The following is a 15,135-nucleotide window of genomic DNA, read 5'->3' as shown; positions in this document are numbered from 1 at the left end:
ACGATGCTTCACATAGCGCGCGATGTCCAATCGGCTGAGCTCACCGACGTTCCCGCCGTCATCGAACGGCTGGAGGCGGACGGCGTAGTGCTGGTGCCCGGCTACCTGGATGCCGCCGCCGTCGCCCACGCGAGCGCCGAGTGCCACGAGTTGTTCGAGCGGACACCCTCCTGGGCGCATCACGAGGACTACTCGGTGGGCCAGTCCGTCCGGATGGAACGCGGCGACATCGACCCGACCGCCTTCCCGGTCATCTCCTCGACCTTCGCCCGCCCCGAACTTGAAGCGGTGGTGGGCGCGTTCTTCGGCGAGGACCACATCTTCAGCCGGACCATCTACGGGATCCTCGACATCGTCGGCAGCACCACCCATGTGCAGCAACTGCACTACGACAAGATGCGGCACCTCAAGTCGTTCGTCTACCTGACGGATGTGGGATCCGCAAACGGCCCGTTCCACTGCCTGCCGGGTTCACACCTGGTGGCCCGCGAGCAGCAGCGGGAGAACCGGGAACGGCACATCGTGCCGACGGACGAGGACGTGCGGCAGCTGCCGCCGGAGCTGGCCGGCCGGGGCGTTCCGGTGCTGGGCCGGGCGGGCACGCTGATCCTGTTCGACAGCGACATCCTGCACCATGCCGGTGTCGTCACCGAGGGGGAGCGTCTGGCGATCCGCAGTCTCAGCTTCGGCTCCTACCGGTCCGAGACCTGGTACCGCCAGGACGGCAGCGTCGAGATCGCCCCTTGAGCGCCGTGGTGGGAGCGACCCGGTGAAGGACACCGCCGTCCGCTGGTGCGGCTCTCGGCTCGACGTGGGCGAAGGACCGCGGTGGGTCGATGGACGGCTCGTCCTGGTGGACATCATGGCCGGCGCCCTCTACGAGACCGACGGAGATCGACCGGCGCCACTGCGGCGGCTCCATCGCCTGGAGGTACCCCTGGGCGCGGCCGCGCCGGTCGCCGGGGCGCCGGGGACCTGGATCGTCGCCGCCGGGCGCGGGATCGCCCTGCTCGACCGGTCGGGTGAGCTGGACTGGCTCGCTCGACCGGCCAAGGGAGGACGCGCACCCCGGCGTATGAACGACGGGGTCTGCGATCCCTTCGGCCGCTTCTGGGCGGGCTGCACGGCCTGGGACACCACCCCTGGCGCCGGGGCGCTCTTCCGTGTCGACACCGACGGAACCGTCACCGAGGTGCTGGACGGGCTCACCACCCCCAACGGCCCGGCCTTCAGCCCCGACGGAGCGCTGCTGTACCTGGCCGACAGCCACCATCGGGTCGTCTACCGCCACCCCGTCGACCCGGTGACGGGGGAACTCGGCGAGCGATCCGCGTTCCTGGCGTTCGACCTCGGCGCTCCCGACGGAATGACCGTGGACGTCGACGGCAATCTCTGGGTGGCGCTCTGGGGATGCGGCGAGGTCCGGCAGTTCACCCCTGACGGCGTTCTGAAGGCGGTACTCACGGTTCCGGTGCCGCAGGTGACCGCGCCCTGCCTGGGCGGTCCTGGGGGCAGGAGGCTGTTCGTCACGACGGCCGGGTACGGGCGGGGCGACGATGCCACCGACGGCAGCGGCGAGGTGTTCGCCTTCGACGTGCTCACGCCCGGTGCTTCGGCTGCCGCATTCCGCCCGTTGGCACGTGGGGGAGCCGGCGGCCCGGGGTGACCGTCCGTGGTGACCGCCCGGGGTGACCGTCCGTCAGCGAGCGCGATAGCGCAGGGCGAACACCGACCACGACGTGCGACCGGAGGACAGCGCGAGCAGCGGAGCGCCGTCCGGCAGGGCTTCCTTGTCGACCAGGTCCGCCAGCCCGCGAATGACGTCGACGCTGAAGCAGTGGCCTGCCTCGATCGCGGGAACGATCTGGCGGGAGATTCCCGAGCCGTGGGCCAGGAACCTGCGGGTACCGGTCGAGTACGAGCCGACCAGCATTCCCGTGACCTCGCTCGCCGTCCAACCCGCCGCCGAGAGCGCGGCTCGGGTGGCCGCACCGACACCGTCGACCGTGGATCGCAGGGCTGCCAGGCCCGGTCGGGGATCCGGCGAGGCCACGCGCGTCGTGGTGCAGAGAGCGACCAGTTCGAAGCTCGGCCCGGGTGGTGGCCCGGGCGTGACAGTGCAGAGGCCTGCGGCGTCGCCGAGGATACTCATGCTGTCGGTCTGCACCCGGCTGTCCGGCTCGGCGGTATCGGCGGTGACGACGAGGACCGGACCGGTCCGGCGACACGGCCCGCCCGCACTGAGGACCGCGAATCCCAGGTTCGCGCAGCCGTTTCCGGTCACGATGAACCCCGGCGTCCGCTCGTGTCCGGACGAGTGCAGGAGCGTGTTGAGCACCACGGACGCCGAGGTGTTCTGGACGTCCTCGGTGGCGTAGACGATGCCGCTGATGTCCTTGGACCGATGCGTCATGGAGCGCATCAACTCGGCTGCCAGCATCACCGAGTGCCCCTCGTACACGGTCGCGCCCGTGGCCCCGGACTCGCGCAGAGCGTCGCGGTTGGCCATGACGTCGGCGTCGCGCAGGTCGTCGAGCGCGACGATCCCTCCCAGCGCGACGCGGAAGTCGGAGAGGTGAAGCCGTGGGCCGTCGCTCATGTCAGTCATGGCGTCGGCGGCTCCGATCGCCTGATCGCCAGCGCGCCGACGACGAGCGCCACCGAGGCGACCGACTCGAACGTCGTCAAGGAGAGCGCGGAGTCGGGGAATTCGATGTCAAACTCCTGCTCGGACGCGGCGATGAGCTGCATCAGCTGGAACGAGGTCAGACCCAGATCTTCCAGCCGGTCGCCGGCCGTGATCTCGTGACCCTCGGGAAGGTCAGTGAGGATCTTGCGCAGAAGCCGCACGAGCGCCCCTACGGTTGCCTCATCGGTCTGCGATTCAGTCATGACCTGACTCCCTCCCTGGAAAGGGTGCACCGGCGGCAGAGTAGCCCGAATGCGTTCAACCGCACACGTTCCCCGGTCGAACGCACACCCGCCTTCGTTTCGCTGAACGTTGACAGATCAAGCCGCACTGGAAACGCTGGCCGAGCCGGTTTCGATGCGTCTCGATCCGTCTCGATCCGAAGGGGGCACCGATGAGCATGCCGAACCTCACGTTCCATAACGCGGATCGTGCGATCCCATTGCTGGAGAAGGACGGTTACGCCCTCATTCGCCATGCCCTGTCGGCAGAGGATGTCGAGCGGGCCCGCGCGGTCTGCGATGACCACCTGCTGCCCGATGCCGATGCTGAGAACGAGATCGAGGCCACGGCGCTGCTGCAGATGCCCGAGCTGGCCTTCATTTTCGAGGAGCGCCTGATGGCGGCGCTGACCGGATGGCTCGGCGGGACCCTGGTGCTCTATCCGAATTATGTGGCACGACTCAACCGGTTCACGGACTGGCACATCGACAACGGATTCTCACCAAGATTTCTGGCCGATGCGAGCCATCTCTACAGCCCGGACTTCCGGCATCTGCAATGTGTGGTCTATCTCCAGGACAACATCCCCGGATCCGGCGGAGGGCTGGACGTGCGGCCGGGGTCGCACGCATGGGCAGCCGGCGGTCTGCTCCCCGATGACGACGAACTCGCGCGCAGCTACCCCGAAATCGTCTCGGTCGATTCCAAGGCGGGCGACCTCATCGTGTTCGACGGAAGGCTGATGCACCGGGGGACACCGACGGACGGCTCACACAAGGCCCCGCGCCGCCGCAAGTACGGCATATTCTGGAGTGCGTCACGCGATGACCAGGTGCAGATCGACCGGTTCATCGAGTACTTCCTGGGCCGCGTGGATTATCTGCGCACGCTGAATCTGTCGCCGGATGAAATTCAGCGCGAGGTCCGGCGGCATGAGCTCATGCACGACGTCCGCTTCCCGAAGAGCTACCTTCCGCAGGCGGCCGAGGTCATCCGCAGGTTCGGCGTCACCCTCGCCGAGATGCCCGAACCCGGTACGGAACGTTCGTGATGGTGCCCGGCGAACATAGGCATGCCCCTGCCCCTGCCCCGTTCCGATTCTGTGTGGCAACGGGCGGCGTTGAGACCGCGCAGGAATGGCCAGAACTCGCCCGCAAGGCCGAGGATCTGGGCTACGACCTCCTGGCGGTCACCGATCACGTCCAGCAGGAGATGGCACCGTTCACGGCGCTGGCCACGGCTGCCGCGGTCACCACCAGGCTTCGGCTCGGAACCTACGTCATGTGCCATGACCTGCGCAGCCCGGTCGTCCTTGCGAAGGAGTTCGCGACCCTGGACCTGCTGAGCGGCGGGCGGGTTGAAATCGGTCTCGGCGCCGGTTGGTTGGTGAGCGACTACACCCGAACCGGGACACCGTTCAGCAGCCGCACGCGACGCTTCGAGCGGTTCGCGGAGTACGTCGAACTCCTCTCCGGGCTCCTCGCCGGCGGCTCGGTCAGCTATCAGGGGCAGTACTTCTCGGTGTCCGACGTGATGTGTGTACCGTCCCCGGTGCAGCCCATCCCCCTGCTGATCGGTGGCTCACGGCGGCGCGTGATCGAGCTCGCGGCGAAGCGGGCGGACACCGTGAGCATCGCACCGACAACCGGTGCCGATGGCCGCCGGTCCTCCTACTGGGACACCGAGATCGACGACCGGGTGGGCTGGGTGCGCGCAGCTGCGGCTGATCGCCCTGCTGTGCCCGAGATCGACGTTGCGGTTCACGAATGCAGGGTCCTGCCGCGGCCCAAGGCGGTGACAGCCGCGCTGAGCGCCGCTCGAGGAATTCGCGAAGATCAGCTTGATGCGATCCCCAGCCTCCTCGTGGGGACGGCCGAGCACGTGGCTGAGCTGCTGCTTGCCCGCCGCGAACGTTGGGGGGCTTCGCGGGTGACGATTCCGGCCTCCGCGGTGGACGAGATGGCTCCGATCGTCGCTCGCCTTTCCGGTAGCTGATACCAGCCGTCCGTTCCTGTGGCGGTCGGCTGTAGACGGAGGACGTCGACCCGACCTCGCGGCTGCTTGCTTGCTGACAGGCGACCCACTGCTGAGGGCGAAGCGGCTCCACCCGGGATCGGTTCGGCGGCCTACGGGTGGGTGCCTTGCAGACTGAGCTGCTGTGACAGCCAGGGCAGCGCCTGGGCGAAGGAGGCCGCGCCGGTCTGCCAGGTGTGCGCGCCGGAGCAGCTGGTGACGACCGTGCGGATGCCGTCCTTCCTGGCCGCCGCGCTCAGCTCCTTGGCCGCCGTTGTCTGGCTGTGCTCCTGGTCGCCGTCCTCGAACCAGCCTGAGACGCCCTTGTACTTGGCGTGGTGCGCGAGCACGGTCGCCGGGTCGTGTGCCGCCCAAGCCGTCGCGTTTCCGCCGTAGAGCTGCTGGATGGTGCTCTCCTTGTCGCCGATGTACGGACCGTGGTCGCCGGAGAAGTCCCCGAAGTGGGTGAACACGTTGGGGTGTTCGACGGTCAGGTCGATCGCACAGGTGCCGCCCATCGACCAGCCGGCCACGCCCCACTTGTGCGGGTCGGTGGCGGTGTTGAAGGTCTTCTCGATGTACGGCGGGATGTCCTTGACCAGATGGTCCTCGGAGTTGCCGTGCGGACCGTCGACGCACTCGGTGTCCACCTTGAAGCCGCCCGTCGCGTCCGCGAACACCAGCACGGGGGCGAAGCCGTGGTGTTCGGCCGCGTAGGCGTCCGCCGTCTTCACCGCGTCACCGGCGCGGATCCAGTTGTCGGGCGCCGCGAACTCGGCGCCGATCATCTCCAGGACCGGCAGCTTGGGCCGGTGCACACTGCGGAACCAGGCGGGCGGCAGGTAGACCAGCTCCTGCCGGTGGGTGAAGCCGCTGGCGGTGTCCGGGATGTCCACCTGGACGATTCGGCCGGTCGTGGTCCTGCCGTGGATCGAACCGAGCTGGGCGAGGGTGATCTGGCCCGGCAGCGGGGCACCGCTCAGCTCACCGATCGCGTCGTCCAGCGTCGGGTAGTAGCCGGTTGAGATGTTGAGCGCGTTGGCGGCGGCCACCAGGGCCAGCAGTGCGGCCACCGGCGCCAGCAGCCGCCGCCACCAGCGGGCGCTGCGCCAGCCGAAGCCCAGCACGCTGAACGACGCGATCGCCACGCCGGTCCACAGCCACAGGCCGAACGGGATCGGGTCGTTGATCCCGGCCAGGCCCGGCACCGTGACCGCACCGACCGTGGTGACAAGCGCCGCGACGGCGAGAGCGATCGGTGCCCGCTGCAGCCGCCAGCGCCGGTCCCGCCGGCCGAGCGCGAGGAGGAAGGCAGCGGCGGCGGCGAGTTGAAGGGCCCAGGGAAACCAGCCGTCGAGCAAGGAGACGTTCATGCCCGGAAGCCGTTCAGGCCGTTCAAGCCGTTCGGGCCGTTCAAGCCGGGCACCGGCAGGCCGGCGCATCGGGCTGCCACCGCGCGAGGAGTGAGGGTCCGGTGGGTTCTGGTCCTGGGCATCGGATCGGTGCTCACTTTCGGGCAGAGCGCGGCCACATCGCCATGGGATGTGTGCGGGCAGAGCGTGGGCTCGGTTGGCTGCCGGTGTCGGGTGATCCGGCGGATCCCGCGCGACGTTAGGGCCGAATCTTGTGGATTCCCTGTGATCCGGGCGTCCGTCACCCCGCTCGTGCCGGACTGCCATCAGTATGACGATCAGACTGCCACCCAGATGAAGATGTAAATCAGAGATGATCAGTTAGCGTTTGTTCGGTGATGACCTATCTCCTGGGCGTCGACGACCTCGCCGCCACCTGGTGCGGGTACTCCCCACTGCACGAGACGGTACGCAGCCTGCGATTACGCGGTCAGCCCGGCGAATTCCCCGAGCAGCGCGGCTGGATGCTGTCCTGGGCGCGCGGATACGCCGGACTGGACACCGAACTGCTGGATGCCCTGGTGACGCCCCGGGGCTTCTGCCCGGACGCGCTGACCCCGCGCCCGCGTAGCTGCCGGCCGTGCATCCGGGACGAGTTGACGCTGCTCGCCGCGACGCCCCCGGGCCAGCTGCTCGCCGACATCCGCACGGCCTACGCGTGCGACGGCAGCCCGCTGCCGCAGCTGCTCGACCGATTGTCCGACGATCCGCTCGCGCTGCGCGTCCGGGTGGTCACCGCGCTCGGCACGTACTGGGCGCGCTGCCTGGAGCCCGCCTGGTGGCCGCGGGCGCGGACCGTCCTGGAAGCCGATCTCGCCTACCGGGGCCGCCGGCTCGCCGAATCCGGGGTGGCCGGGCTGTTCGCCGATCTGGACCCGCGGGTCTCCTGGGCCGACGGCGCACTGCGGATCCTCAATGACCGGTCCCCAGCGCCCGAACCGGCCCGGCGGGAGCCGGTGGCCGGGCGCGGACTGGTGCTGGTACCCACGCTCTTCGCCCGCGCGGCGCGCACCGAGATCTCGCCGAGCGGTGCCCCGGTGGTCGTCTACCCGGCCCGGGGCCGCGGCACCATGGCCGAAGGCCTGGCCACCTGCGCGGTCGCCGCCTCCACCGCCCTCGCGGAGCTGATCGGTGCGCCCCGGGCCCGCCTGCTCGGCCTGCTCGGCACGCCGGCGACCACCACCGCGCTGGCGCAACGGCTCGGGGTCACGCCCGGCGCGGTGAGCCGCCACCTCGGAGCACTGGCGGCCGCCGGGCTGCTGGAGCGCACCCGCAACGGCCGGGCGGTGCTCTACCAGCGCTCCTCGCTGGGCGACTCGCTGGCCACCGGCCCGGGGTAGCCGGTCGCCGTACCGCACCGTTGTTTCTACAAAGTCTGTGTCCCACGCTGGTCGCGTCGCTTTGTAGATCCGCCGGAGCCGATGGACGTGTCGCTCTGAAATTGCCTGGCTGTCTCTTGCAGTACCCGATCGCGTGACTGAGATCACATCGCTGGTGACGGGAAGTCAGGTTTTACTAGCCGGCTCGGCTGGACGTGGTGCGGGTACCCGGAAGGCGTTGAGCAGGGCCGAAGTCGCGAGGTATGCGCCGATCAGGTTGACCATGTCCAGGACGCCGGTCTGCCCTACCGCCTCGACCGCGAGGCGGTACGTGTCGTCGCAGACGGACCGCGTGCGTGCCAGTTCGTCGGTGAAGCGGTGGACGGTTGCCTCGGTGGACGAGAAGTCGACACTTGAGCGCCCGGCGAGGACGGCCTCGATCACCGGCTCCGCGACGCCGGTGTGCCGGGCCATCGCGGTGTGGACGTAGATCTCGTACTCGCAGTTCCACACCGCCCCGACGGTGAGGATGACGATCTCACGCAGGGGCGCGGTCAGGGACGAGTGGGCCTGGTCGGCGAGGACCCAGTCCAGGAAGGCCATGCCAGCGGCGGGACGGTGCACGAACGCGTTGAATGGGCCGATCGGATCTCCTTCGGCCGTGGCCGCAGCGGTCCCCGCCTCCCGGGCCCACGGCACTACCTCGGCCTGTATACGTCGTTGCGCGGCGAGCTGGTCCTCGGTGAGCGGACCGCGGGAGGCCAGGGGCAGTCGCCCGCCCCAGTCCCGGTCTGCGGTCGATGGCTGAGCGGCGCCGGTCATGACGCGGCGAAGGCGGTGATGAGGTCGGACAGGGCCTGCGGCGCCTCCAGCGGCACCTGGTGTCCGGAGTCGACCGAGGCGATCGTGACGTTGGACAGGTGGGGCACCGTCAGCTTCTTCTGCATCTCCAGGCCCCAGACCGGGTCGCTGTCGGCGACGATCAGCAGGGTCTCGACGTCGATCGGCGCGGCGCGCTCGGTCCAGTCCTCATAGATCCCCTTGTGCAGCCAGGCGTCCCAGGCCTTGCGGTTCATCCGCGCGTAGTCCTCGCAGGTGCGGTCGAACACCTTCGGCGCCAGCGGTACCGCGGTGCGGTCCAGCACGAACTTCTCCGCGTCAGCGTGGCCCCTGCGGCTCTCGAACAGTTCGCGCGGCAGGTCCTCGCCGCCGACCTCCTGCCCGAGCGGGGTGGGGGTGATCAGCACGAGCTTCGCCGGGGGATGCTTGAGCCCCAGCCCGGTGCCGGCCCGGCTGGCGAGGATCTGCATGACCTTTCCGGTCATCGAGTGGCCGACCAGCACGTAGTCGGTTAGGCCGAGCTCGTTGATCGTGGCGGCGAACGCGGCGGCCATCTCGGCCATCGTGTAGCCGGGGATCTCCCGCGCCTCGCCGTGGCCGGGCGCGTCCACGGCGACGACCCGGAACTGCTCCGACAGCGGAGCGCTGGCCTCGATCCATTCGCGGCGGGCGAAACTGAACGAGTGCGAGGCCACGAGGGTGCGCCCGGGGTGCTTCGCCTGGGGCTGCTGAGGAGTGTCGGTGATGGGCAGCATGGTCTAACCTCCGGTTGCCTTCGGTGCGGGGGACGGTGTGGTCGGTCGGGTGAGGATCAGGCCCTGCAGGGCGGTGCGGGCCAGGTGCACGCAGGAGTCCACGTCGACGGGCTGGTGGCCGAGCATCAGGCGGAACGCTGCCGGGCCGAACAGCAGATCGATCGCCGCGTCGGGCTCGACGTGCGGGTCGAGCTCGCCGCGCGCGACCCCGCGTTCCCACAGCTCGCGCAGCGCCGCGCGGCGCGGCGCGAAGAACCGGGAGTTGAGCAGGTCGGCGGTGCCGGGTTCCAGCACGGCGGCGGCGACCAGCTGGGCGAAGACGACGCCGTCGCGACCCTGGTAGTACTCAGCCAGACGGGCTACGGCCTGGACCAGGTCGTGCGCACTGTCCCCGGTCTCGACCAGCGGCACCAGACGGCCGATGTGCGCGGCGAAGGCCTCGATCGCCAGCGCGGTGCGGTGCGGCCAGCGCCGGTAGATCGTGGGCTTGCTCACGCCGCTGCGGCGGCTCACCGCCTCGACCGTGCACGCGGCGACGCCGCCTTCCAGGAGCAGTTGCGTGGCGGCGGTGAGCACCAGCTCCTCGTGCTCGGGCTCGCGAGGCCGTCCCCGGCCGCGGGTCTGCGGGCCGTTCACGGCTGAGCCGGGGGTTGGACGGCCTGGAGCGGGCCGTGCCGCTCGCCGGACACTTCCCGGGCGAGCGGATCGAGCCGCGCCAGCACCGCGTCGTCCAGCGAGATCGTGAGCGCGGCCACGTTCTCGGCCACGTGCTGCGGGCTGCTGGTGCCGGGAATGGGTGCCACGCAGATCCCCAGCTGCCGACCGCGGGCGTACACCCAGGCCAGCGCGAGCTGCGCGCCGGTCACACCCAGCTGCGCCGCCAGCGCGCCCACCGTCTCGGCCAGCCGCCGGTTGGCGGCGGCGTGATCGCCCTGGAACCGGGGATGGGCGCGTCGGGAGTCGTTCTCTCCCAGCGAGCCCGGATCCACCTCTCCGGTCAGGAAACCGCGCCCCAGCGGCGCGTACGGCACCAGGCCGACGCCGAGCTCGGCCATGGCCGGTACGACGGCTTCGACCTCCCGGCTCCACAGGGAGTACTCGCTCTGCACTGCGGCGATCGGGTGCACGGCGTGCGCCTGCCGCAGCTGGTCCGCGTCGACCTCGCACAGCCCGAGGTGGCGCACCTTGCCTGCGGCCACCAGCTCCGACATCGCCTGTACGGTCTCGGCGAGCTCGACGTCCTGCGGTGGCCGGTGCAGGTAGTACAGGTCGATGTGGTCGACGCCCAGGCGCAGTAGCGAGGCGTCGCAGCTGCGGCGCACGTAGTCCGGCTCCCCGCGCACACGGCGACGGTGATCGCCCGCCGAGCGGTCGATGCCGAACTTGGTGGCTACCACGACGCCCTCGCGCCGGTCCGCGATCGCGCGGCCGAGCAGGACCTCATTGTGGCCGGCGCCGTAGATGTCGGCGGTGTCGAGCAGGGTGACACCCAGATCCAGTGCGCGGTGGACGGCCGAGAGGGCCTGGTCCCAGTCGGACCGGCCGTAGTACTCGCTCATGCTCATACAGCCCAGTCCCTGCGCCGAGACTTGGAGTGATCCGAGTGTGGTGTGGCGCATCGCCACCTCCTTTACGTTCCGGTACGTAATCTAATCCGGGTTCCGCCGGTCCGCAACACCCGGGCTCCGGGACACGGGCGGCATGGCACCGAACCGCCCTGGAAAGGTCCAGGTCCGAGGCGTGGTCCGGGGGGAAGACGATGCGCGCGGCCACGGATCCCGGCGAGCAGGCAAGCCTGAGGTCACCGCCGGCTTGCCGGAGTAGTTGGGTCGGTCCGCGGTCTCAGAACGTAGTGCTGGATTACATCCCCATCCGCCAGAACGTGACCGGTGAACTGCCCGTCCACTGCGCCATCGCCACCATGGCCCCCGCCCTCATGCTGCGGTTCAGCTGGTCTTCGGCGGGCTCGGCGGCTTCCGCAGCGCGGCTGTACGACTCGAACGTGCCGTGCTCGTAGTCCTTGTTGAAGATCCGCCCGTCGACCAACTCCCGTACTTCCGGCCGCAGCAGTTTGTGCAGGTCGTCGGCGCGCCTGAGCATCGCGCGCGGCCCGCTCCTCGATCCCCGGGCGGCGCCCGTGCGCCCCTATCCACAAGCCGGCGAGCGTTCCGCGCGTCAGGTCGGCGCAGGTCCCCAGGAAGCCTTGCTCCGCCAGACCGTTGGTCAGCGCTCTGATGGACGACAGGTAGTGCGCAACAGCCCCCTCCGAGTCGAGCTCTCCGTGCGGATGGACCAGGTCCACCAGACCGAGCAGCAGCTCACGGGCAAGAGCGGGATTTCGGGTGACGGCCTTCTGGTGCACCTGGCTGCTGACGAAGCGGCTGCAGGTGGTCCCGTCGCTGAAGGACGCCTCGATGCCCAGCGGTGTCTCGACCATGGTTGCGGGCATCAGATGTCGTCCTCGTCGTCGAACTCGGCAGCCGCTTCGTGCTCGGCGGCCCGCATGTCGGCCTTCGAGTGTCCGGCTGCGGCCGGGGGCAGTTCGGCGAAGATCCGGGTGGTGTCGAGCCGGTGCAGGTACTTCTCCGTGGTCAAGGCGCTGGAGTGGCCGAGCAGGTCACGCAGGACCAGCAGCGGTTCGTGGCCGGTCAGGTAGAGCGCGAGCGCGGCGTCCGCATCACACAGCATCGACCCGCCGCCGGGTGCCACCAGGCGGCGGCGCTCGCCGGGCCCCAGGTCCTCCCAGCGCAGCCGGGAGCCGTTGACCCGGCCGCCTAAGGCGTCGGCCTCGGTCACCATCAGCGGCTCGCCCCAGCGGCTCGGCGGCATCCACGATGAGCCCCGCACCGCGCTCGCCCGCTCGAACGCCAGGTAGTTGTGCAGCTCGGCCAACGTGTCGTAGTCGATCCACGTGTGCCGGAACTTGCCGCCCTTGGTGATGCCCCACGGCAGCGAGAAGGGGAGCGGCATCGGTGTCCGGCGCGCGGGCAGCGCGGGCACTTCGGCGGCCAGCAGATAGCTGAACTCCTGGTTCCTCGGCCCGGACGCGAACATGAACCGGCCCACCGCCGCGTTGCGCGCCATCTCCCGGCCCCGGTAGCCCCGCTCGGGGCTGCCGTCCGGCTGCAGCCGGGCCAGACCCTTGAAGAAGAGCTCGGCGAAGTCCTCCTCCAGGTACTTGATCGTCACGTGCTCCTTCGGCTGCCGCCGACGGGCCTGGTTCACCGTCATCTCGCGGATCTGGCCGCCGAACACCCCGGTGGCGTAACGGTAGGTGAACGGCACCGCCGTGGCATGGCCGTTGTCGGTCGCCCAGGAGTAGAACCTGCCGAGGATGGCCATGTGGTGGTTCCACGTCGATGCCTTGAACCGGTCTTTCAACGGGCCGCGCGAGCGGTGGACCGAGTACGCGCCGAGCAGTGCCTTCAGCCGGTCCCGGCTATCCAGCAGACTCACGCCGTACTCGGCGCCGAATTCCATCCACTCCCGGACAACCCGGACGTACGAGGGCCAGGAGTTGTCCGCCGGGACCTTGTGGGTCGGCAGCTCGCAGGCCCACCGTTCACCACCGCCGAGCACCTCAGGCCGTCCGCGTCCTCGAAGAGCAGGTCATCGTCGAAGATCAACGACATGCCCTCCGGTATGACCGGCTTGAACTCCAGCCCCCAGGTTTCCCAACCTGCTGATGAGTAGAACACTTGTTGCATGCCGGTGGACCCTACTGGGTGAGACGCGCCCTCCCGACATCCACAAACAGACGGTCAGACCCGGTGTCGGCCTACAAACCGACACTGCAAGTAAGACCGGCCGGCAAATGGATCACTTGAGGCGTCGGGTGGTGGGGCGGCCGTCCCAGCGGTAGCGGCTCGTTGCTCGGCGGATCAGCATGCGGAGCGTGACGAGGGTGGCGGCGAGGTAGAGGTAGAAGTCCACGACGCTGCCACTGCGCTCCGTGCAGCGACGCAGCTTGCCGAAGTCGTTCATCCACGAGTGCGTGCGCTCGACCACCCAGCGCTTGCCGGCCTGGATCGGGGCGGGAACGCCCTTGCGTGCGATCTCTGCCGTATATCCCAACTGGGCTATCAGCGTGCGCGACTTGGCGCTGTCGTAGCCGCGGTCGAGGTTGACGTTGACCGTCTCGGGCATCGTGCCGACCTGAGCTTTCGCCGCGTCCAGCGTGGGGCCGAGCAGGGGCGAGTCGCCCCGGTCCACTGGCGACCGTCCGGCCTTCTCGCCGCCGGCCGGGGCCTTGGTGATGCAGCCGTCGACCGAGATCTCGCCCAGCCCGAGGCCGATCATCCGGTCGTACGCCGCGAGCGCGAGGGCGTGCACCTTCTCGGATATCCCCAGCTCGGCCCACTCGTTGACACGGCGTCTGATCGTGCGGTCGGAACAGCCGGGGGTGGAGATGCGCTCGTAGCCGGAGCCGTGGACCAGCGCGAGCACGATGTGCTCGAAGACCGTCCGGTCGGAGATCCGGCGGCGATGACAGCCGAGCGGATGGTCCACGACGAACTCTCCCCGGACGGGCAGGAGAGCGGCGAACTGGTCCCAGAGGGGTTCGAGCAGGCAAAATGGCAGCGCGGGCACGGCCGTCCTTCGTGATCACTGAGCGTAGAGAACATCCCAATGCCGTTGTCAACCCGCCGCCGTGACTGGTGGTGCTGCCTGGTAGCACGCTCCGTCGCGGATCATCGCCCACAGCACGTTCACTCTTCGGCGCGCGAGCGCGATCAGGACCTGCTTGTGCCCCTTACCCTCGGCGCGCTTGCGGTCGTAGTAGGTCCGGGACGCGGGGCAGGATCTGAGGCTGGCCATCGCGGAGAGGTAGAAGACCCGCAGCAGGCCCCGGTGGTAGCGCCGAGGGCGGTGAAGGTTGCCGCTGATGCGGCCGGAGTCCCGGGGAGCCGGGGCGACGCCGCCGTAGCCGGCCAGGCGGTCCGCGCTGGCGAAGGCACCCATGTCACCGCCGGTGGCGGCGATGAACTCGGCCCCGAGCTGGCTGCCCATCCCCGGCAGGCTGCGGATCACCTCGGCATGCGGATGCTCGCGAAACCGGGCCTCGATGAGTGCGTCGAGCTCGGCGATCTCCTCGTCGAGGGCCATCACCGCCTTGGCCATGCGGATCACCATGGCGGCGGCGAGCTTCTCGCCGGGCAGCGCGCTCTGCTGAGATTGCGCCGCTTCCACGGCGGTCTTCGCCAGGATCTCTGCGCTTCGGACCTTGCGGTTGCGCAGCCAGGTCTCGATGCGCTTCGCGCCGCTTCGGCGGATGGCGGCCGGGGTCTGGTAGCCCGTCAGGAGAACGACAGGACCCTTGTTGGTAAGGTCCAGTGCGCGTTCCAACGCTGGGAAGAACTCCAGCAGTTGGGCGCGGAGCCGGTTGATCTGGCGGGTGCGGTCGCTGACCAGATCGGTGCGGCGGGTGGTGAGAATGCGCAAGTCGACAGCTATCTCGTCGCCAGGCCGCAGCCGGCCCAGATCACGGCGCATGCGGGCCTGGTCGGCGATGACGAATGCGTCCTTCGCATCCGTCTTGGCTTCGCCGCGGTAGGTGCCCGAGGCTCGGTGGACCGCCAGGCCGGTGAGGTAGGCCATGGGCAGGTCGTGGTTGAGCAGCAGGCCGATCAACAGGGCTGCACCACCGTGGTTGATGTCCACTGCCCACAGCACGTCCTGGTCGATGTCCAGGACGTCGCGGATCAGTTCCAGCAGGACCCCTTCGTCATTCAGGACCCGGCGGGAGAGCAGACGCTCGCCCCGATCGTTGAGCACCACGCAGTGGTGATGCTCCTTGCCGATGTCCACTCCGGCCCAGATCCGGGGCACGGCCACCTCCGTCAGCTTGTCGTTGCCAATCGATCCAGCAGACGACCTCGCCGACG

16 protein-coding genes are annotated in these 15,135 nt (G+C 69.4%); 5 read left to right on the top strand and 11 right to left on the bottom strand.

Features of this window, described 5'->3' with window-relative positions; genetic code table 11:
• Nucleotides 1-3 precede the first annotated feature (3 nt).
• Both P3T34_RS01965 and P3T34_RS01960 read left to right on the top strand, forming a co-directional pair.
• Nucleotides 4-747, top strand: coding sequence for a phytanoyl-CoA dioxygenase family protein (locus P3T34_RS01965; protein WP_280664200.1), 744 nt, complete (start codon nucleotides 4-6; stop codon nucleotides 745-747).
• 22 nt (nucleotides 748-769) lie between these two features.
• Nucleotides 770-1,666 carry an SMP-30/gluconolactonase/LRE family protein gene (locus P3T34_RS01960; protein WP_280664199.1) on the top strand — a complete coding sequence of 299 codons (897 nt, stop codon included), beginning with the start codon at nucleotides 770-772 and terminating at the stop codon, nucleotides 1,664-1,666.
• A 33-nt stretch (nucleotides 1,667-1,699) separates the two neighbouring features.
• Here the strand turns inward: P3T34_RS01960 and P3T34_RS01955 are convergent, their stop codons facing one another.
• Entirely contained in the window at nucleotides 1,700-2,608 is a 909-nt protein-coding gene (locus tag P3T34_RS01955; RefSeq protein WP_280664198.1) for a hypothetical protein, read from the bottom strand.
• Nucleotides 2,605-2,892: a phosphopantetheine-binding protein gene (locus P3T34_RS01950; RefSeq protein ID WP_280664197.1), complete on the bottom strand. Its 288-nt coding sequence runs from the start codon at nucleotides 2,890-2,892 to the stop codon at nucleotides 2,605-2,607. The genes P3T34_RS01955 and P3T34_RS01950 overlap by 4 nt, the downstream gene beginning before the upstream one ends.
• Nucleotides 2,893-3,083: 191 nt before the next feature.
• Here P3T34_RS01950 and P3T34_RS01945 point away from each other — a divergent pair, with 191 nt between their 5' ends.
• Together P3T34_RS01945 and P3T34_RS01940 are read left to right on the top strand one after the other, a co-directional pair.
• A complete protein-coding gene (locus tag P3T34_RS01945; RefSeq protein WP_280664196.1) occupies nucleotides 3,084-3,962 on the top strand; it encodes a phytanoyl-CoA dioxygenase family protein in 879 nt (292 codons plus the stop codon).
• On the top strand, nucleotides 3,962-4,906 hold the full coding sequence (locus P3T34_RS01940) for a TIGR03621 family F420-dependent LLM class oxidoreductase (RefSeq protein WP_280671774.1): 945 nt from the start codon (nucleotides 3,962-3,964) through the stop codon (nucleotides 4,904-4,906). The genes P3T34_RS01945 and P3T34_RS01940 overlap by 1 nt, the downstream gene beginning before the upstream one ends.
• 131 nt (nucleotides 4,907-5,037) lie before the next feature.
• On the opposite strand, the gene P3T34_RS01935 is transcribed toward P3T34_RS01940, so the two are convergent.
• A complete protein-coding gene (locus P3T34_RS01935; protein ID WP_280664195.1) occupies nucleotides 5,038-6,297 on the bottom strand; it encodes an alpha/beta hydrolase-fold protein in 1,260 nt (419 codons plus the stop codon).
• A 377-nt stretch (nucleotides 6,298-6,674) separates the two neighbouring features.
• Between P3T34_RS01935 and P3T34_RS01930 the strand changes: the two genes are divergently transcribed.
• On the top strand, nucleotides 6,675-7,676 hold the full coding sequence (locus P3T34_RS01930) for a DUF5937 family protein (protein WP_280664194.1): 1,002 nt from the start codon (nucleotides 6,675-6,677) through the stop codon (nucleotides 7,674-7,676).
• Between the two features lie 165 nt (nucleotides 7,677-7,841).
• Here the strand turns inward: P3T34_RS01930 and P3T34_RS01925 are convergent, their stop codons facing one another.
• The 8 genes from P3T34_RS01925 to P3T34_RS01890 form a co-directional block, all read right to left on the bottom strand.
• On the bottom strand, nucleotides 7,842-8,477 hold the full coding sequence (locus tag P3T34_RS01925) for a carboxymuconolactone decarboxylase family protein (RefSeq protein ID WP_280664193.1): 636 nt from the start codon (nucleotides 8,475-8,477) through the stop codon (nucleotides 7,842-7,844).
• Nucleotides 8,474-9,250 carry an alpha/beta hydrolase gene (locus P3T34_RS01920; RefSeq protein WP_280664192.1) on the bottom strand — a complete coding sequence of 259 codons (777 nt, stop codon included), beginning with the start codon at nucleotides 9,248-9,250 and terminating at the stop codon, nucleotides 8,474-8,476. Before P3T34_RS01920 ends, P3T34_RS01925 begins: the two co-directional genes overlap by 4 nt.
• A 3-nt stretch (nucleotides 9,251-9,253) precedes the next feature.
• The gene (locus P3T34_RS01915; protein ID WP_280664191.1) at nucleotides 9,254-9,886 is read right to left on the bottom strand and encodes a TetR/AcrR family transcriptional regulator; all 633 of its coding nucleotides are present in this window, start codon (nucleotides 9,884-9,886) and stop codon (nucleotides 9,254-9,256) included.
• On the bottom strand, nucleotides 9,883-10,869 hold the full coding sequence (locus tag P3T34_RS01910) for an aldo/keto reductase (RefSeq protein ID WP_280664190.1): 987 nt from the start codon (nucleotides 10,867-10,869) through the stop codon (nucleotides 9,883-9,885). Before P3T34_RS01910 ends, P3T34_RS01915 begins: the two co-directional genes overlap by 4 nt.
• A 241-nt stretch (nucleotides 10,870-11,110) precedes the next feature.
• Nucleotides 11,111-11,350, bottom strand: a complete 240-nt coding sequence (locus P3T34_RS01905) for a hypothetical protein (RefSeq protein WP_280664189.1) — start codon at nucleotides 11,348-11,350, stop codon at nucleotides 11,111-11,113.
• 348 nt (nucleotides 11,351-11,698) lie between these two features.
• A complete protein-coding gene (locus P3T34_RS01900) occupies nucleotides 11,699-12,829 on the bottom strand; it encodes a site-specific integrase (protein ID WP_280664188.1) in 1,131 nt (376 codons plus the stop codon).
• Between the two features lie 240 nt (nucleotides 12,830-13,069).
• Nucleotides 13,070-13,840, bottom strand: coding sequence for a transposase (locus tag P3T34_RS01895; RefSeq protein WP_280664187.1), 771 nt, complete (start codon nucleotides 13,838-13,840; stop codon nucleotides 13,070-13,072).
• A gap of 48 nt (nucleotides 13,841-13,888) precedes the next feature.
• Entirely contained in the window at nucleotides 13,889-15,085 is a 1,197-nt protein-coding gene (locus P3T34_RS01890) for an IS110 family transposase (RefSeq protein WP_280664186.1), read from the bottom strand.
• Nucleotides 15,086-15,135 lie beyond the last annotated feature (50 nt).

The sequence above is a fragment of the Kitasatospora sp. MAP12-44 genome (genome assembly GCF_029892095.1).
Classification (GTDB): Bacteria; Actinomycetota; Actinomycetes; order Streptomycetales; family Streptomycetaceae; genus Kitasatospora.
The sequence above is the reverse complement of the archived record's forward strand: the minus strand, read 5'-3'. Positions and strand labels throughout refer to the sequence as shown.